At 72.8% G+C, this 26752-nt stretch carries 25 protein-coding genes; 15 read left to right on the forward strand and 10 right to left on the reverse strand.

The genetic code is table 11. The features are described 5' to 3' along the window. The first annotated feature begins 70 nt into the window (after positions 1 to 70). On the forward strand, positions 71 to 619 hold the full coding sequence (locus AC07DS_RS19895) for a hypothetical protein (RefSeq protein WP_479147017.1): 549 nt from the start codon (positions 71 to 73) through the stop codon (positions 617 to 619). 10 nt (positions 620 to 629) lie between these two features. Here AC07DS_RS19895 and AC07DS_RS19900 read toward each other — a convergent pair whose 3' ends face one another. The 4 genes from AC07DS_RS19900 to AC07DS_RS19915 all read right to left on the reverse strand — a co-directional run bounded on the left by AC07DS_RS19900 (position 630) and on the right by AC07DS_RS19915 (position 4775). Beyond that, positions 630 to 1202, reverse strand: coding sequence for a PadR family transcriptional regulator (locus AC07DS_RS19900; RefSeq protein ID WP_479147018.1), 573 nt, complete (start codon positions 1200 to 1202; stop codon positions 630 to 632). A gap of 30 nt (positions 1203 to 1232) precedes the next feature. Next, the gene (locus tag AC07DS_RS19905; protein WP_479147019.1) at positions 1233 to 3248 is read right to left on the reverse strand and encodes an FAD-dependent oxidoreductase; all 2016 of its coding nucleotides are present in this window, start codon (positions 3246 to 3248) and stop codon (positions 1233 to 1235) included. Positions 3249 to 3388: 140 nt separating this feature from the next. Next, on the reverse strand, positions 3389 to 3757 hold the full coding sequence (locus tag AC07DS_RS19910; RefSeq protein ID WP_479147021.1) for a hypothetical protein: 369 nt from the start codon (positions 3755 to 3757) through the stop codon (positions 3389 to 3391). A gap of 133 nt (positions 3758 to 3890) precedes the next feature. After that, entirely contained in the window at positions 3891 to 4775 is an 885-nt protein-coding gene (locus tag AC07DS_RS19915; RefSeq protein ID WP_479147023.1) for a hypothetical protein, read from the reverse strand. A 286-nt stretch (positions 4776 to 5061) separates the two neighbouring features. Here AC07DS_RS19915 and AC07DS_RS19920 point away from each other — a divergent pair, with 286 nt between their 5' ends. After that, positions 5062 to 7128, forward strand: a complete 2067-nt coding sequence (locus AC07DS_RS19920) for a SpoIIE family protein phosphatase (protein ID WP_479147025.1) — start codon at positions 5062 to 5064, stop codon at positions 7126 to 7128. A gap of 16 nt (positions 7129 to 7144) precedes the next feature. Here AC07DS_RS19920 and AC07DS_RS19925 read toward each other — a convergent pair whose 3' ends face one another. Continuing rightward, a complete protein-coding gene (locus AC07DS_RS19925; protein ID WP_479147027.1) occupies positions 7145 to 7930 on the reverse strand; it encodes a putative protein N(5)-glutamine methyltransferase in 786 nt (261 codons plus the stop codon). A gap of 324 nt (positions 7931 to 8254) precedes the next feature. On the opposite strand from AC07DS_RS19925, the gene AC07DS_RS19930 reads away from it, so the two are divergent. From AC07DS_RS19930 to AC07DS_RS19940, 3 genes are read left to right on the forward strand one after another with little or no spacing between them, the layout of a single operon-like run. Next, on the forward strand, positions 8255 to 9634 hold the full coding sequence (locus AC07DS_RS19930) for a hypothetical protein (RefSeq protein ID WP_479147029.1): 1380 nt from the start codon (positions 8255 to 8257) through the stop codon (positions 9632 to 9634). 44 nt (positions 9635 to 9678) lie between these two features. Continuing rightward, positions 9679 to 10932 carry an AAA family ATPase gene (locus AC07DS_RS19935; protein WP_479147030.1) on the forward strand — a complete coding sequence of 418 codons (1254 nt, stop codon included), beginning with the start codon at positions 9679 to 9681 and terminating at the stop codon, positions 10930 to 10932. Continuing rightward, complete coding sequence (locus AC07DS_RS19940) at positions 10929 to 12185, forward strand: vWA domain-containing protein (RefSeq protein ID WP_479147032.1); 1257 nt, start codon at positions 10929 to 10931, stop codon at positions 12183 to 12185. The genes AC07DS_RS19935 and AC07DS_RS19940 overlap by 4 nt, the downstream gene beginning before the upstream one ends. A gap of 67 nt (positions 12186 to 12252) precedes the next feature. On the opposite strand, the gene AC07DS_RS19945 is transcribed toward AC07DS_RS19940, so the two are convergent. Further along, on the reverse strand, positions 12253 to 13380 hold the full coding sequence (locus AC07DS_RS19945; protein ID WP_479147034.1) for an ABC-2 transporter permease: 1128 nt from the start codon (positions 13378 to 13380) through the stop codon (positions 12253 to 12255). Between the two features lie 125 nt (positions 13381 to 13505). Here AC07DS_RS19945 and AC07DS_RS19950 point away from each other — a divergent pair, with 125 nt between their 5' ends. Further along, positions 13506 to 13904 (forward strand): MarR family winged helix-turn-helix transcriptional regulator, encoded by a 399-nt coding sequence (locus tag AC07DS_RS19950; protein ID WP_479147136.1) that lies wholly within the window; start codon positions 13506 to 13508, stop codon positions 13902 to 13904. A gap of 7 nt (positions 13905 to 13911) precedes the next feature. Here the strand turns inward: AC07DS_RS19950 and AC07DS_RS19955 are convergent, their stop codons facing one another. Both AC07DS_RS19955 and AC07DS_RS19960 read right to left on the reverse strand, forming a co-directional pair. Further along, positions 13912 to 14697 (reverse strand): GNAT family N-acetyltransferase, encoded by a 786-nt coding sequence (locus AC07DS_RS19955; protein ID WP_479147036.1) that lies wholly within the window; start codon positions 14695 to 14697, stop codon positions 13912 to 13914. Then, positions 14694 to 15620 carry an NADP-dependent oxidoreductase gene (locus AC07DS_RS19960; protein WP_479147038.1) on the reverse strand — a complete coding sequence of 309 codons (927 nt, stop codon included), beginning with the start codon at positions 15618 to 15620 and terminating at the stop codon, positions 14694 to 14696. Before AC07DS_RS19960 ends, AC07DS_RS19955 begins: the two co-directional genes overlap by 4 nt. A 167-nt stretch (positions 15621 to 15787) precedes the next feature. On the opposite strand from AC07DS_RS19960, the gene AC07DS_RS19965 reads away from it, so the two are divergent. The 6 genes from AC07DS_RS19965 (at position 15788) to AC07DS_RS19990 (ending at position 21669) form a co-directional block, all read left to right on the forward strand. Then, the gene (locus AC07DS_RS19965) at positions 15788 to 16393 is read left to right on the forward strand and encodes a sulfite oxidase-like oxidoreductase (RefSeq protein ID WP_479147040.1); all 606 of its coding nucleotides are present in this window, start codon (positions 15788 to 15790) and stop codon (positions 16391 to 16393) included. Between the two features lie 7 nt (positions 16394 to 16400). Continuing rightward, positions 16401 to 17156: a ferredoxin reductase gene (locus AC07DS_RS19970; protein WP_479147138.1), complete on the forward strand. Its 756-nt coding sequence runs from the start codon at positions 16401 to 16403 to the stop codon at positions 17154 to 17156. 265 nt (positions 17157 to 17421) lie between these two features. Further along, the gene (locus AC07DS_RS19975; protein ID WP_479147041.1) at positions 17422 to 18006 is read left to right on the forward strand and encodes an Rv1733c family protein; all 585 of its coding nucleotides are present in this window, start codon (positions 17422 to 17424) and stop codon (positions 18004 to 18006) included. Positions 18007 to 18216: 210 nt separating this feature from the next. Further along, positions 18217 to 19185: an acetylxylan esterase gene (locus AC07DS_RS19980; RefSeq protein WP_479147043.1), complete on the forward strand. Its 969-nt coding sequence runs from the start codon at positions 18217 to 18219 to the stop codon at positions 19183 to 19185. Positions 19186 to 19805: 620 nt separating this feature from the next. Next, the gene (gene snpA / locus AC07DS_RS19985) at positions 19806 to 20615 is read left to right on the forward strand and encodes a snapalysin (RefSeq protein ID WP_479147044.1); all 810 of its coding nucleotides are present in this window, start codon (positions 19806 to 19808) and stop codon (positions 20613 to 20615) included. Positions 20616 to 20925: 310 nt separating this feature from the next. Then, positions 20926 to 21669 (forward strand): GntR family transcriptional regulator, encoded by a 744-nt coding sequence (locus AC07DS_RS19990; RefSeq protein WP_479147046.1) that lies wholly within the window; start codon positions 20926 to 20928, stop codon positions 21667 to 21669. Here the strand turns inward: AC07DS_RS19990 and AC07DS_RS19995 are convergent. Continuing rightward, entirely contained in the window at positions 21647 to 22417 is a 771-nt protein-coding gene (locus AC07DS_RS19995; RefSeq protein ID WP_479147048.1) for a class I SAM-dependent methyltransferase, read from the reverse strand. The genes AC07DS_RS19990 and AC07DS_RS19995 overlap by 23 nt on opposite strands. 99 nt (positions 22418 to 22516) lie before the next feature. Between AC07DS_RS19995 and AC07DS_RS20000 the strand changes: the two genes are divergently transcribed. Beyond that, positions 22517 to 22915, forward strand: coding sequence for a nuclear transport factor 2 family protein (locus AC07DS_RS20000; protein ID WP_479147049.1), 399 nt, complete (start codon positions 22517 to 22519; stop codon positions 22913 to 22915). Positions 22916 to 22956: 41 nt separating this feature from the next. Here the strand turns inward: AC07DS_RS20000 and AC07DS_RS20005 are convergent, their stop codons facing one another. Next, positions 22957 to 23841 (reverse strand): hypothetical protein, encoded by an 885-nt coding sequence (locus AC07DS_RS20005; protein WP_479147051.1) that lies wholly within the window; start codon positions 23839 to 23841, stop codon positions 22957 to 22959. A gap of 435 nt (positions 23842 to 24276) precedes the next feature. On the opposite strand from AC07DS_RS20005, the gene rho reads away from it, so the two are divergent. Further along, positions 24277 to 25425: a transcription termination factor Rho gene (gene rho / locus AC07DS_RS20010; protein ID WP_479147053.1), complete on the forward strand. Its 1149-nt coding sequence runs from the start codon at positions 24277 to 24279 to the stop codon at positions 25423 to 25425. A gap of 91 nt (positions 25426 to 25516) precedes the next feature. Continuing rightward, positions 25517 to 26683, forward strand: coding sequence for a D-alanyl-D-alanine carboxypeptidase family protein (locus AC07DS_RS20015; protein ID WP_479147055.1), 1167 nt, complete (start codon positions 25517 to 25519; stop codon positions 26681 to 26683). Positions 26684 to 26752 lie beyond the last annotated feature (69 nt).

Genomic DNA, 26752 nt, shown 5'->3' on the forward strand with positions numbered 1-26752 from the left:
AGCACGGACGCTTCCCGACCCTCGGTGGCGCATGGGATGTGCCACCAACCGTGCCGCCGGAGGCCAGCCCATGCGAAACTCCAGACTCCTCCTCCGCTCCGGCCTGACCCTGGCGGCCGCCGCCGCGCTCCCGACCGCGCTCGCCGGGCCGTCGGCCGCGGTCTCGGGCATCTCGGTGAGCACCACCGGGTCCATGGTCTCGGTCGTCACCAGCGCCTGTACCCAGAACAACGGCAGCTGGGGCACCGCCTCGATGCTCAGCAGCGGCCAGGCGAACTTCGCCCAGGGCCGCCAGGTGGCCCTGTCGGGCACGACCATCAGCCAGTCCGCGGCCTGGTCGGGAGTGAGCCCGGGCACGTACACGGTCGTGGTGGTGTGCTCCAACGGCGTGACCGCCGGCAGCCAGTCCGTGATCGTGTCGGCCGCCACCACCCCCACGACCTCCTCGACGCGCGCCGCACCGCCCGCGCCCCCCGCGCGCGGCGTGCTGGGCGGTCTCGGCGGTGCGGCCCGCGACTACGGCCCGCTGACCCTGGGCGTCGGCGTGGCCCTGGTGACCTCGGGTGTGGCCGGCGCGGCCTGGTTCCTGCGCCGCCGCTCGAAGCCGTACCGTCTCTGAGGCCTCCCCGTCAGCCGGACGTGTCGCCCGTCGGTTCCGGTGCGTCGGCGGGCAGTTCGGCGAACTCCTTCAGGGCGTGGGTGAGCCACTGGGTCCAGAAGGTCTCCAGGTCGATGCCCGCCCGCAGCACCAGATGCCGCAGGCGGTCCTGAGGGGCGGCCCGGTCCGGCGGGAAGTCACGCCGCTCGATCTCCTCGTACTCCGCCAACTGCCGCTGGTGCAGCTCCAGATGGCGGCGCATGTCGGCCTGGAGGCCCGCCGTGCCGACCACCGCGGCGGCCCGCAGCCGCAGCAGCAGGATGTCGCGCTGCGGCTTGGGGTCCTGGGAGGCGGCGGTCCAGCGGGCCAGTTCGGCGCGGCCCGCGGGCAGAACCTCGTAGCTCTTCTTCTGCCCACGGGCCGGCTGCTCGGCCGGCAGGGTGCGGATGTAGCCCTCGCCCTCCAGCTTCCCCAGCTCGCGATAGATCTGCTGGTGTGTCGCGGACCAGAAGTAGCCGATCGACTTGTCGAACCGGCGGGTCAGCTCGAGACCCGACGACGGCTTCTCCAGCAGGGCGGTGAGGATGGCGTGCGGGAGTGACATGGGCTCATCCTAGGGACGGGCGTACGGCCCCTAAAGGGCCGCCGCCACCTCGGTGCCCTGCTTGATGGCCCGCTTGGCGTCCAGTTCGGCCGCGACGTCGGCGCCGCCGATCAGGTGGGCGCTGCGGCCGGCGGCGACCAGCTCCTCGTACAGGTCGCGGCGCGGCTCCTGGCCGGTGCACAGCACGACGGTGTCGACCTCCAGGACCGTGCTCTCGTCGCCGACGGTGATGTGCAGGCCCGCGTCGTCGATCCGGTCGTAGCGCACGCCCGGGACCATGGTCACGCCGCGGTGCTTCAGCTCGGTGCGGTGGATCCAGCCGGTGGTCTTGCCGAGTCCGGCGCCGACCTTGGTGGTCTTGCGCTGCAGCAGGTGGACCGTGCGCGGCGGGGCCGGCCGCTGCGGCGCCGCGAGGCCGCCCGGTGCCGCGTAGTCCATGTCGACGCCCCAGTTGCGGAAGTACGTCCGAGGGTCCTCGCTCGCCTTGTCGCCGCCGTCGGTGAGGTACTCGGCGACGTCGAAGCCGATGCCGCCGGCGCCCAGGACGGCGACACGGTCGCCGACGGGGGCGCCGTCGCGCAGGACGTCGAGGTAGCCGAGGACGCGGGGGTGGTCGACGCCGGGGATCTCGGGGGTGCGCGGGGTGACACCGGTGGCGACGACGACCTCGTCGTAGCCGGCCAGGTCCCCGGCGGTGACCCAGGTGTCGAGGCGTACGTCCACGCCGTGCTCGTCGAGCTGGTGGCGGAAGTAGCGCAGCGTCTCGTCGAACTCCTGCTTGCCGGGGACCTTGCGGGCCACGTTCAGCTGGCCCCCGACCTCGCTCGCGGCGTCGAAGAGCACCACGTCATGGCCGCGTTCGGCGGCGCTCACCGCGCAGGCGAGCCCCGCCGGCCCGGCGCCGACGACGGCGACTCGCTTCTTCAGCCGGGTCGGGGAGAGCACGAGTTCCGTCTCGTGGCAGGCGCGCGGGTTGACCAGACAGGAGGTGATCTTGCCGCTGAACGTGTGGTCCAGGCAGGCCTGGTTGCAGCCGATGCAGGTGTTGATGGCCTCGGGCGTGCCCGCCGCGGCCTTGTTGACGAAGTCGGGGTCGGCGAGCATCGGGCGGGCCATGGAGACCATGTCCGCGCAGCCGTCGGCGAGCAACTCCTCGGCCAGCTCGGGGGTGTTGATGCGGTTGGTCGTCACCAGCGGGACGGACACCGCGCCCATGAGCTTCTTGGTGACCCAGGTGTAGGCGCCGCGCGGCACCGAGGTGGCGATGGTGGGGATGCGCGCCTCGTGCCAGCCGATGCCGGTGTTGATGATCGTCGCCCCGGCGGCCTCGACGGCCTTGGCGAGGGTGACGACCTCCTCCAGGGAGGAGCCGCCCGGGACCAGGTCCAGCATGGAGAGCCGGTAGACGATGATGAAGTCGTCGCCGACGGCCTCGCGCACCCGCCGGACGATCTCGACCGGGAAGCGCATCCGGTTCTCGTAGGAGCCGCCCCAGCGGTCCGTGCGGTGGTTGGTCCGGGCGGCGATGAATTCGTTGATCAGGTAGCCCTCGGAGCCCATGATCTCGACGCCGTCGTAGCCGGCCTGCCGGGCGAGGCGGGCGGCGCGGGCGTAGTCGTCGATGGTGCGCTCGACGTCGGCGTCGCTCAGTTCGCGGGGCACGAAGGGGCTGATCGGGGCCTGCAGCGGGCTCGGGGCGACCAGGTCCTGGTGGTAGGCGTACCGGCCGAAGTGCAGGATCTGCATCGCGATCCGGCCGCCCTCACGGTGCACGGCCTCGGTGACGGCCTTGTGCTGTTCGGCCTCCGCCTCGGTGGTGAGCCTGGCGCCGCCCTCGTACGGCCGCCCCTCGTCGTTGGGAGCGATGCCGCCGGTGACGATGAGCCCGACTCCGCCGCGCGCGCGAGCCGCGTAGAACGCCGCCATCCGCTCGAAGCCTCGCTCGGCCTCCTCCAGACCGACGTGCATGGAGCCCATGAGCACGCGGTTGGGCAGGGTGGTGAATCCCAGGTCGAGCGGGGACATCAGGTGCGGGTAACGGCTCATCGGGCCCTCCGTGCGCGGTGTGGTGGTCTCTGTTGTAGAGGACCCCGGAGCCATTATGCAACTAGTTGCAAAAACGCACGGAGGTGAACCCGATCACTCTGTGACCACCAGTACGTACGGCGGCCGCAGCCGGTCCGGTGTCACCGGCTTTCGAGCAGGACGTGCAGCTCCCTTTCCTGGTCGCCCGAGGCCGAGGTGAGGCTGCGCACCGTGAAGAGCGAGTCCAGCGTCCGGTGGAGCCGGTTGACCGCCCAGTAGCTGCCCTGCGCGTCGGCCTCGACGGAGGCCGCGAGCCGGGCGGGCGGCCTGCAGGCGTGGGCGTCGGTGACCTCGAAGGTGCCGAGCCACACCATCGGGCGCGTTTCGTGGAGCTGCTGCGGCACGTCCTCGGCGCGCCGGTCGGACTCGAAGCACTCGCACAGCGCGTCGAACACGATCCGGGCGTCTTCCTTGCTGCATCCGCTGATCTCGAGGGAGACGGACTCCTCGTGCGATCGCTCACGGGCCATCGTGATCGCTCCTCTCATGGTGGTGGCGCGATACCGCGGGCTCCCCGCGTACCGCGCCACCTCCCCAGAAAACCACCACTCTCCGGAAACGCACCACCTGTCGCGGCACCGGAGGCGGCAGGGGCCCGGCCGCTCAGCCGCGCGCGAACTTGTACGTCTTGCTGTCCGTGAGGACGCAGAACCCGGGCGAGATGACGATCACGCGCAGGATGCCGGTGCGGCGGTCGTAGTCGATGCCCTCCGCCTCGAAGGTGCCCGAGCAGGAGCTGCGCAGCGGCAGCTGGCGCAGGGCGGTGACATGGCCGGAGACGTCCGCCGAGCCCGGGGTCGCGGACAGGTCGATCTGCAGCAGCGGCTTGGTCATGCCGAAGAGGGAGCCGTCCGGGTCGTCCGAGGAGCACAGCAGGGTCGTCGGGCCGGAGAAGTCGCAGCCCTGGACGTCGCGCACGGCGTGGTCGAGGTTGACCTTGGAGGCCTGCGGGAGGTTCGCCGAGGGCGAGGTGCTCGGGTTGATGCCGGGGGTCGGGAAGACCAGCAGGCGGTTCATGGTGCCCCACTCGCCCGCCAGCATCCACTGGCCGTCCGGTGAGATCGCGTCCCAGGAGTTGTTGAGTGCCTCGCCGGGGCTGAGCGTGTGCACGTACTCCGACCAGGCGCCGCCCGGTGCCTGTACGCGGAACATCTTCGAGTTGCCGGAGTCCTGCTGGTAGGGCTCGATGTAGTAGCCGTTGTACGAGGCGTCGGGGTCGCCGACGTGGTTCCAGCCGCGGCTGGAGACGCCGATGGGGATGGTGCCGATGCCGGTGTACCGGTTGGGGCTGTTCGCCGGGACCTCCACCGAGGTCAGACCCTGGCTCTCGGTCAGCGGGTCGGCGCGGTCGGAGCCGGTCTCGGTCCAGTTGTCGGCGGCGGAGGCCGGGGCGGGCGCGGCGAGGGACACGACTGCAGCGGTGGCCAGGGTGACGAGTCCGGCGAGGACTGTGTGACAACGTTGCCGGACGGACGGGGACGCGGGCATGGCCGACTCCTCGAACAGGGGGTGGGGGCACTCGGTCGGCGGACAGTCTGGCGGCGCCCGATGGTCATGTACAGACCAATGAACAACATCAGTGTGAACTCTCATGGCCCGGGGACTTGCCCGCCGGTCACGGGGGTGGTTTCTTCGGCGGACGTCCGCTGCCGTGTCGAGAGATGGTGGAGATGGTCGGCGACGGCGACGGCGAGTCGGGTGTGAGCGCGATAGAACAAGGGGAGTCGGCACGGGGGACGATGTGCCGTGCGGACGGGTGAAGGCGGTGCATGGCATGAGTGCAGCCGGGGCTCCGGTGGCCGAGGGCGGCGGGCCGGTGCGTCCGAGCGGGCTGCTCGACGTACTGAGCGTGGCGTCGGTGGTGCTGGACGCCGAGGGCCGCATCGTGCTGTGGAGCCCCCAGGCGGAGGAGCTGTTCGGCTACACGGCGCAGGAGGCGCTCGGGGAGTTCGCCGCGCGGCTGATGGTGCACGAGGAGCACATCGAACTGGTCGGCAAGCTGTTCGCCGACGTGATGCAGACCGGTCAGAGCTGGGCCGGGGCGTTCCCCATCCGGGTCAAGGACGGCGGCACGCGACTGGTGGAGTTCCGCAACATGCGCCTGCTGGACGACCAGGGCGATGTGTACGCGCTGGGACTCGCGGCCGACCGGTCCACGGTGCGCCGCCTCGAACAGGACGTGGCGCTGTCCGAGCGGATGGTGAAACAGGCGCCGATCGGATTCGCGGTGTTCGACACGGACCTGCGGTACGTCTCGGTCAACCCTGCCCTGGCGAAGATCAACGGCATCTCCGCCGCGGAGCACGTCGGGCGGACCGTCGGCGAGATGCTGCCGCTGCTGGACGTCGACGCCCTGGAGGACGCGGCCCGTCGGGTCATGGAGACCGGGGAGCCCCTGGTCGCCCAGGCCACCATCGGCCGGACCCCGGCGGATCCGGACGAGGACCACGCCTGGTCGGTGTCGCTCTACCGGCTGGAGGACTCGGTGGGCACCGTGCTCGGCGTCGCGGCCTCGGTGGTCGACATCACCGAGGCCTACCGCGGGCGCATCGAGACCGAGAACGCACGGCGCCGGCTCGCCGTCATCGCCGACGCCTCCGCCCGGATCGGTACGACGCTCGAGCTGGAGCGCACCGCGTTCGAGCTGGCCGAGGTGGCCGTGCCCGCGCTGGCCGACGTGGCCGCCGTCGACCTGCTGGACGCCGTCGTGGAGGGCCGGCCCAGCACGCTCGGCCCCTCGGAGTCCGCGGTGATCCGGGCCCTGGCCCTGCGCGCCGAGCAGCAGTCGGACGCCGTCCGCGCCGCCGACGCGCCCGGCCGGATCGCCACGTACGGGCCCGACCGGCTGGTCACCGAGTGCGTCCGCACGGGTGAGGCGGTGCTGGTGCCGCAGGTGAAGGAGGAGGATCTGCCGCGCATCGCCCGCTCCCCCGAGGCGGCCGTGCTGCTGGGCCGGGCGGGCCTGCACTCGTATCTGGCGGTGCCGCTGATCGCCCGCGGCGAGGTACTGGGCGCCCTGGACCTCAAGCGGACCCGCAATCCGGTGGCCTTCGACGAGGACGACGTGCTGCTGGCCCGGGAGCTGGCGGCCCGCGCGGCGGTGCAGATCGACAACGCCCGCTGGTACCAGAACGCCCGTAACACCGCGCTCACCCTGCAGCGCAGCCTGCTGCCCAGCCATCCGCCGGTCACAACGGGCCTGGAGGTGGCCTCCCGCTACCAGCCCGCGGGCGCCACCAGTGAGGTCGGCGGCGACTGGTTCGACGTCATCCCGCTGGAGGGCGACCGCACGGCGCTCGTGGTGGGCGACGTGATGGGCAGCGGCATCAGCGCCGCCGCCACGATGGGCCGGCTGCGCACCGCGACCACCACGCTGGCCTCGCTCGGCCTCGACCCGGCGCTGCTGCTGGAGCACCTGGACAAGACGACGTCGGCCCTGGACCACTCGATCGCCACCTGCGTGTACGCCGTCCACGACCCGCATCTGCGGCAGTGCCGGATCGCCAACGCCGGCCACCTCCCCCCGGCCCGGGTGCGCCCCGGCCACCCGCCGGAGCTGCTCGACCTGCCCACCGGGGTCCCGCTGGGCGTGGGCGGGGTCGAGTTCTCCACCGTGACGGTCGACTTCGAGCCGGGCGACGAGCTGGTGTTCTACACCGACGGGCTGGTCGAGACCCGCCGTCACTCACTGGACGAACGCCTGGACTTCCTGCTGTCCCTGCTGGGCGACCCCGCCCGCCCCCTGGAGGAGGCCTGCGACCTGCTCCTGCAAACGCTGCACCATCCCGACAACCACGACGACGTGGCCCTGCTCATCGCCCGGGCCCAGGAACTGGAGTGAGCTGCGCGGGGCCGGGCTACTCCAGTACGCCGATCACCACGTGCGCGTACGCCTCGTCCGCCACCGCCAGACGGGTCGTCAGGCCGGCGCGCGTGAAGGCCTCCACGGCCGTCTGCGCCTGGCGTTCGCTGGTCTCGGTCAGGAGGCAGCCGCCGGGCGCCAGCCACTCCGGGGCCCCGGCGGCCACCCGGCGCAGTACGTCGAGACCGTCCGCGCCGCCGTCGAGGGCGGTCTGCGGCTCGTGGTCGCGGGCCTCCGCCGGGAGGAGCGCCACCTCGGCGCTGGGCACGTAGGGGACGTTGGCGGTGAGGATGCCGACGCGACCCCGCAGGCCGGCGGGCAGGGCGTCGAACAGGTCGCCCACGTGGGCCCGGCCGCCGTAGGGGGTGAGGTTGCGGCGGGCGCAGCGTACGGCCGCCGGATCGATGTCTGCGGCGTGCACCTCGACGGCGCCCAGTACGGCGGCCAGGGCCACACCGAGCGCACCGGAGCCGCAGCACAGATCGACCACGACCCGTGCGTCCGGGGACTGGGCCAGGGCCTGGTCGATCAGGAACTCGGTCCGGCGGCGGGGCACGAATACGCCCTCGTCCACGGTGATCCGCAGACCGTGGAACTCGGCCCAGCCGAGGACGAGTTCGAGCGGGAGTCCGGCGGCACGCCGGTCCACCATCGCGGAGAGTTCCCCGGGGGTGCGGGCGGCGGCGAGGAGCAACTCCGCCTCGTCCTCGGCGAAGACGCACCCGGCGGCGCGCAGCGCGGAGACGACGGCGGAAGGGGAGAGCGGGGGCAAAGAGGGCATGGAAGCCGAGAGCCTTTCGGAAACCTCGAGCCGAAGGGCGCTCTCGCGGTCACCGGTACCGGTGGTCCGCGCTGTCACAGAAGGCTGTCACAAGGAGAGAGCACCCCAGCTGACACAGCGGTAATGGGTCCCACCTCCTCGACAGCCGGTGGCCGCGTCCCGTGCGCGGCCGGACCGTCACTTTACCCCAGTGGCGTCATCGGCCGTCGTCCGCGCCGAGTTCGAAACTCCCTGGCGCGGCACAGCGCGGCCGGTTACGATCGCCGCGATGACCACTCACTCCGATGACAGATCGGGGGTCCCGTCCGCGCAAGGTGAGCGCTGATGCTCACTCAGACCGCGTACGGGGATTCCCGACTCTCCTTGTGGCTGCGCGTGCGCGAGTTCGCCGTGCCGCCTTCCATGATCGAGACCGCGACCGTCCGCCGCCGCGCCGGGGACTGGGCGGGGGCGTGTGCCGCCGCCGGTGTCGACATCGATCTCGATCTGCGTTCGGTCGCCCGCGACCACGGCCGGGACCTCGCGGCCCGGGTCCGCGCCGACCTCCGCCACCTCGCTCCCGACCTGCTGCGCTGGCACATGCCGAGGGTCGCGCCCGACGGGCTGCTACGCCCGGGGCTGACCCTCACCCTGGCCCGGTACGACGGCTGGGGGGCCCGCGGCGGCCCGGTGCACCTGGTCGCCCGGACGCCTCCCGCCTGGGCCGACGCCGGTCAGCGGATCGGTCTCGCGCTGTGGGACGGGTCCCGCTCGGGCACCGCCCGGCATCCGCATCCGCGCCCCAGCCGGCGCTACCGGCTCGATCTGCACCGGCACCTGTGGGATGCGCGCAGAGCTGGTGAGCTGCCGGAGCGGTCCGGGGCCGACGCTCCGGTGACGGAGCCGGAGCTGCCGGACCCGGTGCCGCCGGGAGCCGGCTGTGCCACCGGCCGGTGGACGGCCGAGGCCGCCCTCCTGCTCGCCGCCGAGGGGCGGTCCGCCGGCCCCTTCGTCGTACGGCTCGGCGGCCGGCGCCGACTGGTGCTGGACCTGGTCGCGAACGGCGACCGGGGGGCTCCGGTTGCCCTGCGGGTCGCCGCGTCAGTGCCCTCGGGCGGCTTGTCCGCGCTGCCCGTCCTGCCCGACGCGGCGACCTGGGTCCTGCCGGATCTGGAGCTGCTGCGGGCCGGTCTGCTCGAACCCGACCGCCTGCACCCGCTGGTCGCGTCCGCGCTCGCGCCCGGTCACGCGCCGTCCGGTCCGCCTCGCCGCCCCGACCGGGCGGGGCAGCCGCGGCTCGTGGAGTGCCGGGGAGCCCGGCACCGGATCGGCCTGGTCGACGGCGTACTGGCCCCGTTGGACCACGCTCCGGAGGAGATCCGGCGCGAGGACCTGCTGGTCGCGCTCGGCGGACCGCCGCTCCCCTGTCTGCAGGCCATCGACGAGGCGCACCGGCGTCCGGACTGCCTCACGGGTGTCCGCGAACGCCTGGACCACGGCGACACCGCGGGCGCGCTCGCCGTGGTCGAGGGCCTGCTGGGTCCCGACGCGCTGCTGCGCGATGGTTCCCTCCGGGACGAACTGGAGGCGGCCGCGGCCCGGAAGATCACGTACGGGCTCTACCGGGCGGGTCTCGTCGGTCCCGGACACGCCCCTGTCGATCCCAAGCCCCGCGCCGCCCTGCAGCACCGCCGACGCCCTCGTCAGGCGACCTTCCTGCGCTGAATTCACGTTCCACTCCGCCGACTTCACACCCCAGGTGATCACACATGCCCTCGTGCACTCCTTCCGTCATGCCCGACGCACCCTCCCGCGCCTCTCAACTCGACGTCGCCGCCGACCTGTTGGCCCTGCTGGGGGAAGCGACCACCGAGCCTCGTACCGACACCCAGCTGGAGGCGCTGACCCTGGCCGTGGCCGCCGACCTCCCCGTGCTGCTGTGGGGTGAGCCGGGCATCGGCAAGACGGCCGCGCTGACGCAGCTGGCGAGCGCCCTGGACCTGCCGCTGACCACCGTGATCGCCAGCGTCCACGAGCCGTCCGACTTCTCGGGGCTGCCGGTCGTGGGCGACGACCCGGCGCGGCAGGGGGTCCCGATGGCACCGCCGGACTGGGCGGTGCGGCTGGTCCGGGCCGGGCGCGGGCTGCTGTTCCTGGACGAGCTGTCCACCGCGCCGCCCGCCGTCCAGGCGGCCCTGCTCCGGGTGGTGCTGGAGCGGCGGATCGGTGCGCTGCGGCTGCCGCCCGGTGTCCGGATCGTGGCCGCCGCCAATCCGCGGTCCTCCGCCGCCGACGGCTGGGAACTGAGCCCGCCCCTGGCCAACCGGTTCGTGCACCTCCAGTGGACGCACGACCACGACGTCGTCGTGCGCGGCCTGGGCGGGACCTGGCCCCGGGCCACCCTGCCCCGGCTCGACGCGGAGCGGCTGCCGGAGGCCGTGGACGTCGCGCGTCGCGCGGTCTGCGGTCTCCTCACCGCGCGCCCGGCGCTCGTGCACCGGCTGCCCAGCGGTGAGAGCCGTCGGGGCGGTGCCTGGCCGTCGCCCCGCAGCTGGGACATGACCCTGCGTCTGGTCGCCTTCGCGACCGCCGCCGACTCCTCCCGGGAGGTGCTGTCCCTGCTGGTCAGGGGGACGGTCGGGGACGGGCCGGGCCTTGAACTGCTGGCGGGCCTGGACCGGATGGACCTGCCGGATCCCGAGGCCCTGCTCGCCGACCCCGACGGTGCCGTGCTGCCGGACCGCGGGGACCTGCGGCAGGCCGTGCTGGACGGCGTGGTGGACGCGGTCCGCAGGAGTCCGGAACGGGCCCGTTGGGACGCGGCGTGGACGCTGCTGGTCCGCGCGATGGAGACCGGGGCCCCGGACGTGGTGGTCGTCCCCGCCACCACGCTGGCCTCCCTGCGCCGGGAGGACTGGGACGTACCGGAGGCGATCGAGCGGCTGGCCGGCGTGGTCTCCCTGTCCCGGCGCGCCGACGAGGCCGCCCGCCGGTCCGCGGTCGCGTCCGGGGTCCGCCGATGACGGCCGGTGCGCCCGGGGCGCTGGACCTCGGCAAGCTCTTCGCCGCCCGGCTGCATGCGGCCCGGGCGCGGCCCTACCTGGCGACGGCCCTGTTCGCGCTGCATCCCGTCGAGTCACGGCAGGTGCCGACGATGGCTGTCGACCGGCACTGGCGGTGCTACGTCTCACCGGCCTTCGTGGACCGGACGCCCGTGGAGGACCTCGCCGGGGTGTGGGTGCACGAGGTGTCGCACCTGCTGCGCGACCACCACGGACGTGGTGACCGGGTCGCCAGGGAGCGCGGACTGCACGGCCGCGGGGAGCGGCTGCGGATGAACATCGCGGCGGACCTCGAGATCAACGACGACGTGTACGGCGACGGGCTGGTACTGCCGAAGGGAGCCGTCACACCCGGGCAACTGGATCTGCCCGAGGGTGAGCTGATGGAGGACTACCTGCGGCTGTTCCGGCTCGGGCCGCAGCACCGGTCGCTGGCCTGGCTGGACTGCGGCAGCGGCGCCGACGGCCTGGAACGGGAGTGGGACCTGGGGCCGGACGGCGCCCACGGGCTCAGCGAGCAGGAACGGGACGCGGTGCGCTTCCGGGTGGCGCAGGGCATCACCGGCGCGCCGGGCGACGCGCCCAAGGGGTGGCAGCGGTGGGCGGAGGAGGCGTTCCATCCGCCGCAGCCCTGGCGGGAGTTGCTGGGGGCGGCGGTGCGCTCGGCGGTGTCCGGCTCGGGCTCGGGCGACGACTACAGCTACGGCCGGCCGGCGCGGCGCTCGGCCGGGGTGCCCGGCGTGGTCCTGCCGAGCCTGCGGCGCAGACCGCCTCGGGTGTGCGTGGTCGTCGACACGTCCGGGTCGGTCAGCGACGCCGAACTGGGCAGCGCGCTCCTGGAAGTCGCCGCGATCTCCCGGGCCGTGGGCGGCCGTCGCGACCTGGTCACGGTGGTGTCGTGCGACGCTGCGGCCCAGACCGTGCATCCGCTGTGCCGGGCCGAGGGGATCCAGTTGGTGGGCGGCGGCGGGACGGACCTGCGGACGGGCTTCACTCAGGCGCTGCGGGCACGGCCGGCCCCTGATGTCGTCGTGGTGATGACGGACGGACAGACGCCCTGGCCGCAGTCGCGGCCGGCGTGCCGGACGGTGGTGGGCCTGTTTCCCCGGCAACGGTCGGACGGCGGGTCCCGGGACGAGGACAACCCGGAGTACCGGCCGGACGAACCGCCCGAGTGGGCGCGGGTGGTGACGATCGGGCCAGGGGACCGGTGAGCCGCACACGGCGAGGGGCGCCGTCCGTCGCCGGACGGTGCGCCCCTTCTCCCGGTACGTCGGCCGTTCAGACGCCGACCGTCTCCTCGACCTCCTCCTCGGCCTCTTCGCGGACCGCCGCCTCGGCCCTCCGGCGGGCCGGCTCCACGCTCGGTGCGGGGGCGCTCGGTGCCGGCTCGGCGCCCGGTGCCGGCTCGGCGCCCGATGCCTGCCCGGGAAGAGCGACCGTCCGCCCGGACGTCCGGGCGCGCTCGTACGTGGCCGCGATCGCGGTCACCGCGAGGCCGACGAGCAGCCAGACCACGAGCGTCCACATGTTGCGCGCGAGGCCGTCGTCGCCGAAGTACAGCAGGCTGCGTACGCCCTCGACGAAGCCGGCGCCGTTCCAGAAGGCGTGCAGGGTACCGAAGAAGCCGTTCTGCAGCTCGGGCCGGAACAGGCCGCCGGAGCTGGTGAAGTTGAGCATCACGAACAGCACCATCATGGTCAGCGTGGTCCACCGCTTGAGGAAGGTGTGCAGGCCCACGCCGATGAAGAGGATGCCCGCCGAGTAGAGCCACGCCATGCCCCACAGGCTGCCGAGCCCGTGGTGGGCGAGGTGGAACACCGGCCCGGCGAGCAGGGCTCCGATGCCGCTGACCACGGCGGAGACACCGAGCGCGAGCAGCGCCCGTATCCGCATCGGGAGCGTGGTGCCCGCGGCGCCGAGGGCGGCGACCGAGGCGTAGGAGCCGATGCTGAGCGCGATCAGCAGGAAGAACAGGCCCTGCCCGGTGGGGTCGTCGGCGACCGGCGCGGCCACGTCGGTGACCTTGAGCGGGACGCCCTCCTCCGCGGCGACCGGCGTGAAGACCTTCTCGACGGCGGTGGCACCCATGTCGGAGGCGGCGGTGGCCACCAGCAGCTCGGGCGCCCTGGTGTCCGGCACATAGGCTCCGGTGACGTCCCGGGACCTCAGCAGGTCGACGGCGGCGGCGCGGGTGGCGACGGTGCGGACGTCGAGCTTGTCCCCCGCCGTGTCCTTGACGGTCTGGGCGAACACCTTGGCCCGGGGGCCGGCGCCGACGACGGCGACGGGCAGGTGGTTCGGCTCCGGGGTCACGAAGGCCCCCATGTACGCGAGCCCCATGCCCAGACACATCAGCAGCGGGGTGATCAGGTGCGTGAGCACATGGCGTAGCGCTGGTGACCTCATCGGGCGCGACCTCCAATGGTTGGCTTATACAACTTTCACTTCCAGTTGTACTATACAACTAGAACGGTGGAGGAGGTATTCCGGTGGCAGCAGCAGAGACGGCGATCGAGACCATCCAGCGCGAGATGACGATCTTCGCCCGCCGGGCCCGGGCCTCGGCGGGACGCATGCACCCCGAGCTGTCGCTCGTGTCGTACACCCTCCTCGGCCACCTGGAGGAGAGCGGCGGCTGCCGGGCCACCGACCTGGCCGCGCACTACGCCCTGGACAAGTCCACGGTCAGCCGTCAGGTGGGTGCGCTGGAGCGGTCCGGGCTCATCGAGCGGCGGCTGGACCCGGAGGACCACCGGGTCCAGGTGCTGCACCTGACCGAGGCCGGCCAGGAGATCCTCGCGCAGGTCACCCGGAGCCGCCGGACCGCCTTCCGGGAGCGGCTGGCCGACTGGGCCGAGGAGGACCTGATCCGCTTCGCGGCCTACCTGGAGCGGTACAACTCCGGACCGTCCGAGGCCGGCCCGGAGTGAGGGCCGGTCACGGCACCGGTACGGCGGCCCGCCCGTCCGACAGGTGCTCGGGGGCCCTGGCCGCGAGGAACGCGGTGTGACGGCGGAGCCGGAAGCCGAGGGACTCGTACAGCCGGATGGCGTTGGTGTTCCGGGCGCTGGCGTGCAGGAACGGGGTCTCACCGCGCTCCCGGACGCCGTGCGCGACCGCGCGGAGCAGGCGGGTGGCCAGTCCCCCGCCGCGGAAGGCCGGGTCGGTGCAGACCGCGCTGATCTCGGTCCAGCCCGGCGGGTGCAGCCGCTCCCCCGCCATCGCGATCAGGTTGCCTTCGCGGCGGATGCCCAGGTAGGTGCCCAACTCTATGGTGCGCGACAGGAAGGGGCCGGGCTTGGCGCGCGCCACGAGTTCGAGCATCTCGGGCACGTCCGCCGGGCCGAGGCGGACCGCTTCCGCGTCCGGCGCAGCGGCCATGCCCTCGTCCACGAGCTGCACGCCCTCGACGTGGAAGGTCACCTCCCACCCGTCCGGCACCTCCCCGCAGTAACCGGCCAGCGGCACCTCGGCGCCGGGGCCGGCCAGCGCGGCGAGGTCCGCCCAGTCGTCCGCGTCCGGCTCACTGGGCAGGGCCAGCCACGGGGAGACGTCCGGCGGGTAGCGCAGCACACGGCCGCGCCGCTCCGCGAAGTGGGCGTGCGGGCCGGTCAGGGAGGCCAGGGCCGGGTTGTCGAGGACGTGCGGGGCCGTCGTCACCTCGCCGGAGCCGGTGCCCGAATCGGTGCCGGTTCCGGTGCTGGTGGCGGTCAGGTCGCTCATGTGTTCACCTCTATCACGATCTTGCCGCGGGCGTGCCCGTCCTCGACGGTGCGCAGGGCCTCCTCGGCCCGGTCGAGCGGAAAGGTGCGGGTGACGTGCGGATTCAGGGCTCCGCGCAGGACGAGGCCGGCCACGGCGTCCAGAACGGCGGCGGTGCGGGCGCGGGCGACCCGGGAGCCGCCCAGCTCGGCGACCGCCTCGGGCGGGGCCCCCGCGGTGATCAGCCGGGTCCGGTCGGCGAGCAGGGTGGCCGCCTCGGCGAGCGTCTCGCCGCCCACCAGGTCGTACACCGCGTCGATGCCTTCGGGAGCGACGGCCCGCACGCGCTCGGCAAGGCCCGGGCCCCCGGGCACGTGCACGGCCCCGAGCGACTCCACGAACTCCTTCTTGCTCCCGCTCGCCACGCCCACGACCTTCGCCCCGAAGGCGCGGGCGATCTGGACGGCAGCGGTGCCCACCCCGCCACCCGCGCCCGTCACCAGCAGGGTCGCGCCCTCGGGCAGCTCCAACTGGCGGACGCCGTCGTAGGCGGTGGCCGCGGCGACCGGCAGGGTCGCGGCGTCCGTGAAGGACAGTCCGGCGGGCTTGTGCGCGGCCTGGTCGGCGCGCAGCAGGGCGTACTCGGCGTATCCGCCGTCGACGGTGTTGCCGAACACCGCGTCACCGAGGGCGAACCCGGTCACACCGGCGCCGACCTCCTCGACGACACCGGCGGCCTCGCTGCCGAAGACCGCGGGGAAGACGCGTTCGGTGCTCTCGCCGGGGCGGCGGAAACCGCCTCGCAGTTTCCAGTCGACGGGGTTCACTCCCGCCGCCCGGACGGCGACCAGCAGCCGGCCGGGGCCGGGGGCCGGCCGTTCCACGTCGGTCAGCGCCTCGGTCTCGCGGCCGCCGTACCGCGTGAAGACGTACGCCTTGGGCATCGTCTTTCCTCGCTTCCCTCGTACTGTCACCGGCACACCGGCCGGCACTCAGGGGCAAGGAGGGGCGCGGGGCGGCTATTCCCGGCCCTGCGCAGAGTTCATACGGCCGCAACGGTCGCGCACTGACCTGGGACGGAGCACCGGTGGCGACAGCGTACGGTTGAACCATGAACGTCACCCGAGGCTTCACGGGTCGCCCGCGCGTCTCCGATCCGGGGCTGCCACCGGGGCAGTACGACGCCGGGGACGACTGGCCCGTCCTGTCCGCCGAGGTCACCCCCGACCTCACGCCCGCCGACTGGTCCTTCCGCATCGACGGACTGGTGGAGCGGCCGCACATCTGGGACTGGGAACAGGCGCACGCCCTGCCCGCCTCCTCGTACGCGGGTGACATCCACTGCGTGACCAGTTGGTCGAAGTTCGGGGTGCGGTTCGGCGGGGTCTCGCTGGACACGTTCTTCGACGTGGCCCGGCCCCATGGGTCCGCCACCCATGCGATCGCCTACTCGCACACCGGCTACACCGCGAACCTGCCGCTCGCCGACCTCACCGGCGGACGTGCCTGGATCGTCTGGGAGTACGACGGCGAGCCGCTCGCACCCGAGCACGGCGGCCCGGCACGGCTGCTCGTGCCGCACCTGTACTTCTGGAAGAGCGCCAAGTGGATCGCCGGCATCACGCTCCTCGACCACGACGAGCCGGGTTTCTGGGAGCGCAACGGCTATCACGAGCGGGGCAACCCGTGGGAGGAACAGCGGTACTCCGGTGACTGAGACGACGGTGACCACGGACTTCACTCCCGCGACCCGCTTCGCCGTGCCCGGCCGCATCGCCGTGAGCAGCCAGGCGGCGTCCGTGTGGCAGACGGCCACCCTGACGGAGATCCGGCGCGAGACCCCGCATGCGGCCACGTTCCGGCTCGCGGTGCCGGAGTGGGCCGGGCACCTGCCCGGGCAGCATCTGATGCTGCGGCTGACCGCGGAGGACGGCTATGTGGCCCAGCGCCACTACTCGATCGCGTCCGCACCGGACGACTCCGGCCATATCGAGCTGACCCTGGATCATGCGCCGGGCGGTGAGGTCTCGGGCTGGTTCCACACGGTGGCCCGGCCCGGTGACAGGATCGAGGTGCGCGGCCCGCTGAGCGGCTTCTTCGCCTGGCCGGGCGACCGGCCCGCGCTGTTGCTGGGGGCCGGTTCCGGGGTCGTACCGCTGATGTCGATGGTGCGGCACCACCGGGCGCAGGACCTCGCCGTGCCGCTGCGGATGCTGGTGTCGGCGCGCAGCCCCGAGGAGCTCATCTACGCCGGGGAGTTGGGCGGGGAGACGACGGCCGTGTTCACGCGCAGCGCCCCCGCGGGGAAGCCGGTGGGTCGTATGGCGGCCGCACATGTGGCGCCGCTCCTGGCCGAGCAGCCTCCGGGTGGGTGGGAGGCCTATGTGTGCGGCTCCAACGGGTTCGCCGAGCACGCCTCCCGCCTGCTGGTCGCGGCGGGCCAGCCGGTCGAGCACATCCGCATCGAGCGCTTCGGCTAGGGATCGAACGCTTCCCCTTCGGCCGGGTAACTCGCTCCGGCCACGGCACGCCCTGGGCGCACGGGATCCCTGTGCGGCCGCTCGCGCTGCCCTGGGGCGCGTGCCGCATGCCGTGCTCCATGAGGGCTTGAAGTCGCGGTAGACGGTGTGAGCGAGGTGCGCCGTACGGGGTACGAGACGGGTGTGGACGCTCGTGCGCGGCGGCGGGAGCGGACGACCGGTGCCCCGGTTCGCCCGGCCCTCCGGCTGCGGCAGGGAGGTGGACATGCGTACTCAGGTGCGTGGCTGGCGCTGGCGGCCCAATCCGCTGCGGCGCCGCTCGGACGTCATCGAGGCATGGACCGTACTCGTCGTCACCGTCCTGCTGTTCGTGGTCACACCCCTGGCGGGGGTGGCGGCAGGCCTGCGCGCCCATGAGCAGGCCCGCTCACTCGCGGCGTCGCAGCGGGCCGAGCGGCGTCATGTGCAGGCCGTGGTGGTCGGCAACACACCCGAGCGGCTGCCCACGGAGCAGGGCGACCGTGATCATCCCTACCGTGCCCGGGTCCGCTGGACCGAGCCGGGCGGCGGGACGCACACCGCGCCGGCCCGCGTCCCGGCGGGGACCCGGCCCGGTGACCCGGTGACCGTGTGGTTCGACGCCCAGGGCCGCAGTGTCGCCCCGCCGCCGGACGAGTTCGCGGTCTGGCAGCACACCATCACGGTCGGCGTGTGTGCGACGGGCGGTGCCGCTGCGGTGGTCCTGCTCGGGCACGCGCTGGAGCGCCGGATCGCGCTGCGCCACCGGATGGCCGAGTGGGAACGGGGATGGGCGCGCACCGGACCGAAGTGGACCCAGCCGAGGACCTGACCGACAGGTGACCCGACCACTGGAACCCCGACGATCACGCCATCGGGCGTCTGCAGCAAGCGATTTCGCCGCCTTGGCCAGTACGGCGACCAAGTGTAAGGAGCTGCCGGCCGAGTCCGCACTCGGCACGGTCCTGGCGAGTCATCCGATCACTCACGTACGGTGAGAGCCCGGTCTCCCTTCACGCTCCCTCCGCAAAGACGGTTGCCGATGGCCCTGTTCGACCTTCCGATCGACGAACTCCGTACCTACCGAAGCGAGTCCGGGGCGCCCGAGGACTTCGACGCCTTCTGGGGCAGGACACTCCAGGAGGCCCGCGAGCACGCCCTGGACGCCCGCTTCGAGCCGGTGGACACCGGACTGACCACGGTGCGGGTGTACGACGTGACGTTCGCCGGGTTCGGCGGTCACCCGGTCAAGGGCTGGCTGCGGCTGCCGGCCGGCGCCACCGAACCGATGCCGCTGGTGGTGGAGTTCATCGGCTACGGCGGCGGACGCGGCCTGGCGCACGAGAAGCTGCTGTGGGCGTCCACGGGCCGGGCGCACTTCGTGATGGACACCCGCGGACAGGGCAGCACATGGGGCGGCGGGGGCGGTACGGCGGACCCGGTGGGCGCCGCGCCCGCCTACCCGGGGTTCATGACGCGGGGCATCGACGCTCCCGGGAACTACTACTACCGGCGCGTGTTCACCGACGCCGTGCGCGCGGTGGAGGCCGCTCGTTCGCACCCGCTGACCGACGCGGCGCGGACCGTGGTGATCGGTGAGAGCCAGGGCGGCGGCATCGCGCTGGCCGTCGGCGGGCTGCTGCCGGACCTGGTCGCGGTCGCCCCGGACGTGCCGTTCCTGTGCGACTTCCCACGCGCGACGACGCTGACGGAGCGTCATCCCTACCGGGAGATAGGCCTGTTCCTGAAGACGCACCGGGGCCGCGCGGCCGACGTGCTGCACACCCTCTCCTACTTCGACGGCGTGCACTTCGCGGCCCGCGGCCGGGCCCCGGCGCTCTTCTCGGCAGCCCTGGAGGACCAGACCTGCCCGCCGTCGACCGTGTTCGCCGCGTTCAACGCGTGGGCGCACGAGGACAAGGCGATCGAGGTGTACGACTTCAACGACCACGAGGGCGGCGGGCCGTTCCAGGAGGAGCGGAAGCTGCGCTGGCTGCGGTCGTACGCCTGAGGCCGACGAAGGAAAGGGGCGGGAGCCTGGAGACACAGGAGGCCGTCGGCCTTTCCCCCGCGCCGCTCGCCGGGCTGTACGCCGGGCCCGGCCTCCGTCCCGATCAGGACGGAGCGGCGGCGGCTCGGCGGTGAGGGATGCCGCCCAGCACCGAGGGTGACTCCTCGGGGGCGCCCTGGGGCCGGTGGGGCGCGAAAGAGACGGAAGCCCATGTTCTATGACGTCGGTCACAGCGCGCCGCCAACATACCTGCACGCTTAGTAGACGCGACATGGAGGACATCCAAGCATTTGTCCGTCTTGACCCGGATGCGGATCCCGCCGCGCGCCCTGGGATTCGCCCGGTCGGCCCGAACGCCCGTTGCCCAGTGCCGTAAGGCTTCTGACGCAGCGACAGCTTGGCCTCCCGCCCGCCGTGTGCGGACCCGGGACCCTTGCACTGCCCAGGTGAGGTCCCGGGACCTACGAGGCGACGTAGTGGCGAGGACCCTTTGCGCTCCCTGTCGAGCCGTTCTAAGAATGTCGCCCCACAGGACGTCGCCGCAGTTCGGAACCGGTGCTCAGACAGAGTCGACCGCGCACCGGGCGCTCGGCGTCACCGAGTGAGTAGGAGCCCCCCACATGAAGTCGTCCCGAACGTCCGCGAGACTCCTCGCCCTCGCTCTCGGCCTGGGGCTGGCCTCCAGCGCACTGGGCGCGGCGGTGCCGGCCAGCGCCCGCACGGCCGACACCCCGTCCGCTGCCACCGGTACCTCCGTGGCGCGGTACGCCGGGTCGGCCGAGGAGGCCGCGAACAACAAGGCGTTCTTCGAGGCCGTGCTCAAGTCCGTCGCCGAGAAGCGCACCGCCCAGCCGAACGCGCAGGCGGTGACTGTCCACTACGACGCCTCCCAGGCGCCGAGCTTCCGTTCGCAGATAGCGAGCGCGGCATCGATCTGGAACAGCTCCGAGTCCAACGTCAAGCTCCAGGAGACGTCGAGCGGCGGTGCCGACTTCTCCTACCGCGAGGGCAACGACCCGCGCGGTTCCTACACCTCCACCAACGGCCACGGAAGTGGCTACGTCTTCCTCGACTACACCCAGACCCAGCAGTACGACTCGGTCCGCGTCGTCAGCCACGAGACCGGGCACGTGCTGGGCCTGCCGGACGCCTACGGCGGGCCGTGCAGTGAGCTGATGTCGGGCGGCACCGCCGGCCCGTCCTGCACCAGTCGCTACCCGGACGTCACCGAGCGCTCGCGTGTCGACCAGCTGTGGGCCGGCGGACTGGCGCAGACCCCGGGCACGCCACGATCACCCGAAACCGCCGGCCCGCTCACAGGCGGTCTCGCCGGTGGCGGCGGGGCACCGGTCAGGGGTCATGCCCAGGCCCCCAGCACGCCCGTGGTCATCGCGCCGGCACCCGCAACCGTCGTGATCCGTATTGGCTGATCACACGGCAACAGCAGATCACCCAGCCGTACACACAGCCTGACCAGGCAGCTCCGTAATCGTGTTCAGGCCGACGGCACACCGCCGAGGGCCACCAGGAGCCGGCAGGTCGGCCGTTCCTCCTCCGATCTCCGCCCCTCTCCCTTTTCGGCCAGTCGCCGCCCGCCGTGATCCCCATGACACCGGGATCACGCGGGCGGGTTTCGGCCTAACCGGCAGGACGCTCTTCCCTCGTGGTTTAGACCAATGCTAGATCTGGTCGCGCAATGAGCCCGCACGGCTACGTCTTGTCACCAACAGGAGGCGCGGCATGGCCCGCACCACCCCGCACGAACCCCCGCAGACCGACGCCAGACCCCTGTACTGGCAGATCGCGTCGCTGCTCCTCGACGAACTGCACGACGGCACCGTTCCGCCCGGCGAGCGGCTGCCCGGCGAGCGGCATCTGGCCCGGCGCTACGGGGTCAGCCGGGAGACCGTCCGACAGGCACTGGAGGTGCTGCGCCGCGGCGGTGTGGTCGCCACCGACCGGCGGGGCAGCCACGCCACGCTGCCCGGCCGCCCGGTCGAGGACCCGGTCTCGCTCACCTTCCCGGTCGGCGCCCGCCCGGCGGACCTGGGCGCGGTGGACCGGGCGACGGTGACCTGGGAGGCACCGCCACCGAAGCACGCGGAGGTGCTGGGCCTGGCGCCGCACCGGCCGACGCTGGTGCACCGCTACCGGTCGGCCACCCCCGACGGCCGGTCGCTGCGTACGGCGGTGACGTCGTTCTCGGCCGTGGCGCTGGCCGAGGTCGCGGAGCTGGGCCGCTACCGCGGCCGGGCCGACGGGGCGACTCCCGCCCAGCTGCGCCGCGCCTACGACTGGATGCGCAGGGCCGGTCTCACCCTGCACCACCGGGACTCCATCACCCAGGTGGACGGTGCCGCCTCGGTCCGGGTGACCCGGCGGGTGCACGACCAGTACGCGCGCCCGCTGGAGATCACCGACCTGGTTGTGAACGCCGAACAGGACGCGCTGGTCTACGAGTTCACGCTGCCTGCGGCGGGGTAGCGCCGCCGGTCCGGCGCGCCGACACCAGCCGGACGCGGGGACTGCCGTCACCGCGCCGGCCGAACTCGGGCAGCGTCTGCAGGTCGACCGTGAAGCCCGCGCGCGTCAACTCCGCAAGGACGTCGCCGAGTCGGAAGGCCCGGTAGTACATGACGAACGGCGGTCGCCACAGGGCGTTGCGCACCCGCATCACCGAGTCGAAACCGAACAGCATCCAGTACGCGGGGCTGGACGGGCGCGGCGGGGCGAGGACCGGGAAGGCGAACCGGCCGCCCGGCCGCAGCACCGAGTGGACCTGGGTGAACAGGCCGGGCAGCTCCCGGGGCAGGAAGTGGCCGAACGCCCCGAAGCTGACCACGAGGTCGAAGGCGGCGGTGAACGGCAGGGTCCGGGCGTCGGCGCGCACCCAGGCGACGCCCGGCCCCTCCGCCTCGGGCGAGAGCCTCTCGCTCGCGGCCCGGCGCCGGGCGACGTCGAGCATGCCGGCACTGAAGTCGACGCCGGTGACGCTGCGCCGGCACAGCCCGGCCAGGACGTCCGTCCCGGCACCGGTGCCGCAGCAGAGATCGAGGCCGTCCTCGAACGGGCCGAGTGGCTCGAGCGCCTTCTCCACCGAGTCCAGTACCGCGTCGGGCGTCCGGAACGGGGTGTGGTCGAACTTCGGGGCCAGCAGGTCGTAGCCGCGCTCGACGGACGAGAACGCCTGGACGGCCAGCTCGCGGAGCGTGGGGCCTTCGGGGCTGAACATCCCGTCAGCCTAGGCGTTCACGCGACTGTGGACACGCATTCCACAGCTGACTACTCTCATCCGCAGCTATTCATCTAATTGACTATGCGAGGTGATCCGATGCGCGCGTTCCGTGAGGCGGTCGAGGCGGGAGACCTGGAGGCCGTGGAGGCCCTGCTGGCCGACGACGTCGTCTTCACCAGCCCGGCCGTCTTCAAGCCGTACCCGGGCAAGGCCATCACCGCGGCGATCCTGCGCGGGGTCTTCCAGGTGTTCCAGGACTTCCGGTACGTGCGTGAGATCGGCGCCCCGGACGCCTCCGACCACGCCCTGGTCTTCACGGCGCGGGTGGGCGACCGGGAGCTGACCGGCTGCGACTTCCTGCACGTGAACGAGGACGGGCTGATCGACGACTTCATGGTCATGGTCCGTCCGCTCTCGGGCGCGCAGGCCCTCGCCGCGGCCATGGGCGCTCGGTTCGAGCAGATCGTCGAGGAGGCGGAGGCGCGGTCCGCCTGAGCGGTGCGGCCCCGCCTCCCGGCGGTTCGGCGACCTGAGGGTCAGTCCTTCAGCTGCTCCAGCGTTGCCTTGGTGTCCGTCTTCAGCCAGTCGGACACGTCGGTGAGCGCGGGCGGGTTCTTGTCCTGGTTGTACGAGCTGAGGTAGGCGCTGTAGCTCATCGTGTACGTCACCCAGCCGTCGCGTACGGCGAGGGTGGCGTAGCGGGATCCACTGGTCGAGCCGCTGGTGGTGTCCTGGCTGACCAGATAGGCCTCGTCGCCGATGCCCTTGACCGGGGTGACGTCGTAACCCGTGTGGCTGTCGCCGTAGTTCTTCCAGGTGGCGGTGAACTCCGGCCCGGGGTCGGTCTTCCGGTGCAGGTCCACCTGCATGGAGAGGTAGGCGTCCGCGTAGCTGGAGCCGGTCTTCTTCAGGTTCAGGCTGCAGTAACTCTCGTCCAGCGCCTTGTCCTTGAGGGAGGTGTGCGTCGAGGAGGAGTCGCTCTCCGGGTACTCGTCCTTGAAGGAGGAGTAGTCCGCGCTCGAGCACATGTTGGAGGGCGCCGAATAGCCGCGCAGGTCCGCGCTGTCGCTCATGCCGCCGAGCAGGAACACGCCGGCCGCCCACGCGGCGGAGGCGACGACCGCGCCGACGGCGAGCCACAGCACGGCACGCCCGGCGCCACCGCCGCCACCGGACGGCGGGGCGGGCACCGGGCCGTACTGGGGCGGCTGCGCGTAGGGGTTCCCCGGCACCCCCGCCTGGGGCGGGGCCGACTGTCCGACCAGCGTGGGCTGCGCGTAGAAGTTCCCCGACGGGGGAGACTGCGGGTTCGGGTAGGGGTAGGCCGTCGGCTGCGGCGGCACCGCCGGCTGGGGGGCGGGCTGCCCGGGCTGGGGCACCGGCTGGTCGGCCGGCGGCGGGGGCTGCGGTGGCGTGGACATGTCGTGACGATAGTGCAGGGTTGGCGGTCAAGTCCCCTGACGTCCGGGATCGTTACGGTGTGGGGACATCTGGTGCGGGTTCCGCCGGTATACGGCTGAGCCGCCCGGGCGCACGGGAAGTGCGCGGCCGCCGTCGACGAGGAAGCCGGAGTGGCGGGAATAGCCCGCCCCGCCGACGTGTTGGACGGATCGCAACCGTACCGCGTCATCGAGTGGTACCGTGCAATCAGCACCTGTGTACGCCCCCTTGTGGGCGCCGGTGCCAGTTTTTCTCTCCACGCTGATCCGTCCGCCGTCTTCGGCCCGGATGCGTCAGCTTCTCAGCACCTCCTCGGACCGAGGTGTCGTTTCCGCCGCCCGGAGGCACGTACGCCCTCCCGTCCCGCGGCTTCCTCCCCCCTTTCCTCATGTCTTCCGTCCGTGAAAGGACCACCCATGACCACCACACTCGAACCCCCTCACGCGACGCAGCAGGCCCCGGCCGCCCGGACCGTCGCCGGTGTCCTCGACATCGACACACACGGGAAGGGGCACCTGCGGGCCGTGAACTGCCTGTCCTCCCCCGCCGATCCGCAGGTTCCCGCCGCACTGGTGCGCAGGCACGGCCTGCGCAAGGGCGACCTCGTCGAGGGCGTCCGCGGGGCACAGCGCGCACTCACCGAGATCACCCGAGTGAACGGCCGCGACCCGGGCGAACTCCGAGGCCGCCGCCACTTCCGGGACCTCACCCCGCTCCACCCCCACGAGCGCATCCGTCTGGAACATCCGGCGGCCGGTCTCGCCGGACGGGTCACCGACCTGTTCGCCCCGGTCGGCAAGGGCCAGCGCGGGCTGATCGTGGCCCCGCCGAAGACCGGCAAGACCGTGCTGCTCCAGCAGCTCGCCGCCGCCGTCGCCGGCAACCATCCCGAGTGCCGCCTGATGGTCGTCCTGCTGGACGAGCGTCCCGAGGAGGTCACCGACATGCGCCGATCGGTGCGCGGCGAGGTCTACGCCTCCACGTTCGACCGGGCGGCCAAGGAGCACATCGCCCTCGCGGAACTGGTCGTCGAGCGGGCCAAGCGGCTCGTCGAGGACGGCGAGGACGTCGTCATCCTGCTGGACTCCCTGACCCGGCTGTGCCGGGCCCACAACAACGCCTCCGCCGCCGGCGGACGCACCCTGAGCGGCGGTGTCGACGCGGGCGCGCTGCTCGGGCCCAAGCGGTTCTTCGGCGCAGCCCGCCAGGCGGAGGAGGGCGGCTCGCTCACCATCCTCGCCACCGCCCTGGTGGACACCGGCTCCCGTGCCGACGGCTACTTCTTCGAGGAGCTGAAGAGCACGGGCAACATGGAGCTGCGGCTGGACCGGGAACTCGCCGCCCGCCGCCTCTTCCCGGCCGTGGACCTCGACCCCACGGGCACCCGCCGCGAGGAAATCCTGCTCACCCCGGCCGAGTTGACGGCCACTCGGGGCCTGCGCCGGGCCCTGCGCTCCCGAGAGGGCGGGCCGGCCAACCTGGAGACGCTCCTGGAGCGGCTGCGGGCCACCCCCGACAACGCCACGTTTCTGCGCCGCGTCCAGCCGACTCTGCCCGCGGCCTGAGGCCCTCCCGGAATGCGGCATCCGGGTGCTCCGGTGGCCCGTCCGGCCCCGGCAGCGCGCCCGACGACCCTCCACTTCCTACGTTGATCATATGATCACCGGATTCTCTTGTCGGGCGGTGTCGTCGGCCTGCGCCCTGTGCGTCGCGGGCGTGCTGGCCCTCGCGCCGGCCGCCGCCGCCACCGCACACCGCGCGGGGGATCCCGCACCGCCCGGGCCGCGAGCGGCAGTGCCCAAGCCGTCCCTGCTCTACCGCTCCGGCACCCAGGTCAGACCGCACCGCGGCGCGCCCGAGCTGCCGGAGGTCTCCGCGCTGTCCTGGCTGGTCTCCGACGCCGGCACCGGCGAGGTGCTGGCCGCCGGCGACGCGCACCGCAGGCTGCCGCCCGCCAGCACCCTCAAGACCCTGTTCGCGCTCACCGTGCTGCCGCGGCTGCCCGCGACCATGCAGCACACCGTCCGGTACGAGGAGCTGGCTGACGTCGGCGAGGGCAGCAGCCTCGTGGGCGTCGAGGAGGGGCACAGCTACCGGGTGTCCGACCTGTGGCGCGGGGTCTTCCTCAGCTCGGGCAACGACGCCGTGCACGTACTCGCCGCCCTGGGCGGCGGCTGGCACGCCACGGCCACCAGGATGCAGGCCAGGGCTCGCACCCTGGGCGCCCTGGACACCCATGTCGTCTCCCCCGACGGCTACGACACCCCCGGCCAGGTGTCCTCGGCGTTCGACCTCGCGGTCTTCGGCCGGGAGGGACTGCGCAACCCCGACTTCGCCCACTACTGCTCCACCGCCGAGGCCCAGTTCCCCGGCGACGGGACCCCGTACGCGATCGAGAACACCAACCGCCTGCTGACCGGCGAGGACGGTGTGGCGCGGTACCCGGGCCTGATCGGCGTCAAGAACGGCTACACCAGCAACGCGGGCAACACCCTCGTCGCCGCGGCCCGCCGGGGCGGGCGCACCCTCGTGGTGACGGTGATGAACCCTCAGGAAGGCGGTGGCCTCGCCGTGTACGAGGAGGCCCGCGCCCTGCTCGACTGGGGTTTCGCGGCGGCCGGTCAGGTCGATCCGGTGGGCTCGCTCGACGGGCTGCGCACCGGGTCGGGACCGGCATCGACCACGGTCGCGGCCGCCACGTCCCCGGCGCCGGACGACGACGAGGACTGGTCGCCCACCGCCGTCGTGGGGCTCGCCGGGCTCGGTGCGGGTGCGGTCTGGCTGGGGCTGCGGTCCAAGAACGGCCGGGCCGAGCGCGGCTGACCGGTCGGCAGGCCCAGCAGCAGACCGAGCGTGATCCAGGTGTAGATGTTGCTGCCGAGGAACCCGTCG

Source organism: Streptomyces sp. NPDC044064 (assembly GCF_056434245.1).

Coding starts and splice junctions, on each gene's coding strand:
- AC07DS_RS20015 (WP_479147055.1), top strand. CDS start 25,517: ATGATCACCGGATTCTCTTGTCGGGCGGTGTCGTCGGCCTGCGCCCTG.
- rho (WP_479147053.1), top strand. CDS start 24,277: ATGACCACCACACTCGAACCCCCTCACGCGACGCAGCAGGCCCCGGCC.
- AC07DS_RS19930 (WP_479147029.1), top strand. CDS start 8,255: ATGCTCACTCAGACCGCGTACGGGGATTCCCGACTCTCCTTGTGGCTG.
- AC07DS_RS19905 (WP_479147019.1), bottom strand. CDS start 3,248: ATGAGCCGTTACCCGCACCTGATGTCCCCGCTCGACCTGGGATTCACC.
- snpA (WP_479147044.1), top strand. CDS start 19,806: ATGAAGTCGTCCCGAACGTCCGCGAGACTCCTCGCCCTCGCTCTCGGC.
- AC07DS_RS19990 (WP_479147046.1), top strand. CDS start 20,926: ATGGCCCGCACCACCCCGCACGAACCCCCGCAGACCGACGCCAGACCC.
- AC07DS_RS19945 (WP_479147034.1), bottom strand. CDS start 13,380: ATGAGGTCACCAGCGCTACGCCATGTGCTCACGCACCTGATCACCCCG.
- AC07DS_RS20005 (WP_479147051.1), bottom strand. CDS start 23,841: ATGTCCACGCCACCGCAGCCCCCGCCGCCGGCCGACCAGCCGGTGCCC.
- AC07DS_RS19950 (WP_479147136.1), top strand. CDS start 13,506: ATGACGATCTTCGCCCGCCGGGCCCGGGCCTCGGCGGGACGCATGCAC.
- AC07DS_RS19940 (WP_479147032.1), top strand. CDS start 10,929: ATGACGGCCGGTGCGCCCGGGGCGCTGGACCTCGGCAAGCTCTTCGCC.
- AC07DS_RS19925 (WP_479147027.1), bottom strand. CDS start 7,930: ATGCCCTCTTTGCCCCCGCTCTCCCCTTCCGCCGTCGTCTCCGCGCTG.
- AC07DS_RS19965 (WP_479147040.1), top strand. CDS start 15,788: ATGAACGTCACCCGAGGCTTCACGGGTCGCCCGCGCGTCTCCGATCCG.
- AC07DS_RS19915 (WP_479147023.1), bottom strand. CDS start 4,775: ATGCCCGCGTCCCCGTCCGTCCGGCAACGTTGTCACACAGTCCTCGCC.
- AC07DS_RS19935 (WP_479147030.1), top strand. CDS start 9,679: ATGCCCTCGTGCACTCCTTCCGTCATGCCCGACGCACCCTCCCGCGCC.
- AC07DS_RS19900 (WP_479147018.1), bottom strand. CDS start 1,202: ATGTCACTCCCGCACGCCATCCTCACCGCCCTGCTGGAGAAGCCGTCG.
- AC07DS_RS19975 (WP_479147041.1), top strand. CDS start 17,422: ATGCGTACTCAGGTGCGTGGCTGGCGCTGGCGGCCCAATCCGCTGCGG.
- AC07DS_RS19995 (WP_479147048.1), bottom strand. CDS start 22,417: ATGTTCAGCCCCGAAGGCCCCACGCTCCGCGAGCTGGCCGTCCAGGCG.
- AC07DS_RS19910 (WP_479147021.1), bottom strand. CDS start 3,757: ATGGCCCGTGAGCGATCGCACGAGGAGTCCGTCTCCCTCGAGATCAGC.
- AC07DS_RS19960 (WP_479147038.1), bottom strand. CDS start 15,620: ATGCCCAAGGCGTACGTCTTCACGCGGTACGGCGGCCGCGAGACCGAG.
- AC07DS_RS19955 (WP_479147036.1), bottom strand. CDS start 14,697: ATGAGCGACCTGACCGCCACCAGCACCGGAACCGGCACCGATTCGGGC.
- AC07DS_RS19895 (WP_479147017.1), top strand. CDS start 71: ATGCGAAACTCCAGACTCCTCCTCCGCTCCGGCCTGACCCTGGCGGCC.
- AC07DS_RS19920 (WP_479147025.1), top strand. CDS start 5,062: ATGAGTGCAGCCGGGGCTCCGGTGGCCGAGGGCGGCGGGCCGGTGCGT.
- AC07DS_RS20000 (WP_479147049.1), top strand. CDS start 22,517: ATGCGCGCGTTCCGTGAGGCGGTCGAGGCGGGAGACCTGGAGGCCGTG.
- AC07DS_RS19980 (WP_479147043.1), top strand. CDS start 18,217: ATGGCCCTGTTCGACCTTCCGATCGACGAACTCCGTACCTACCGAAGC.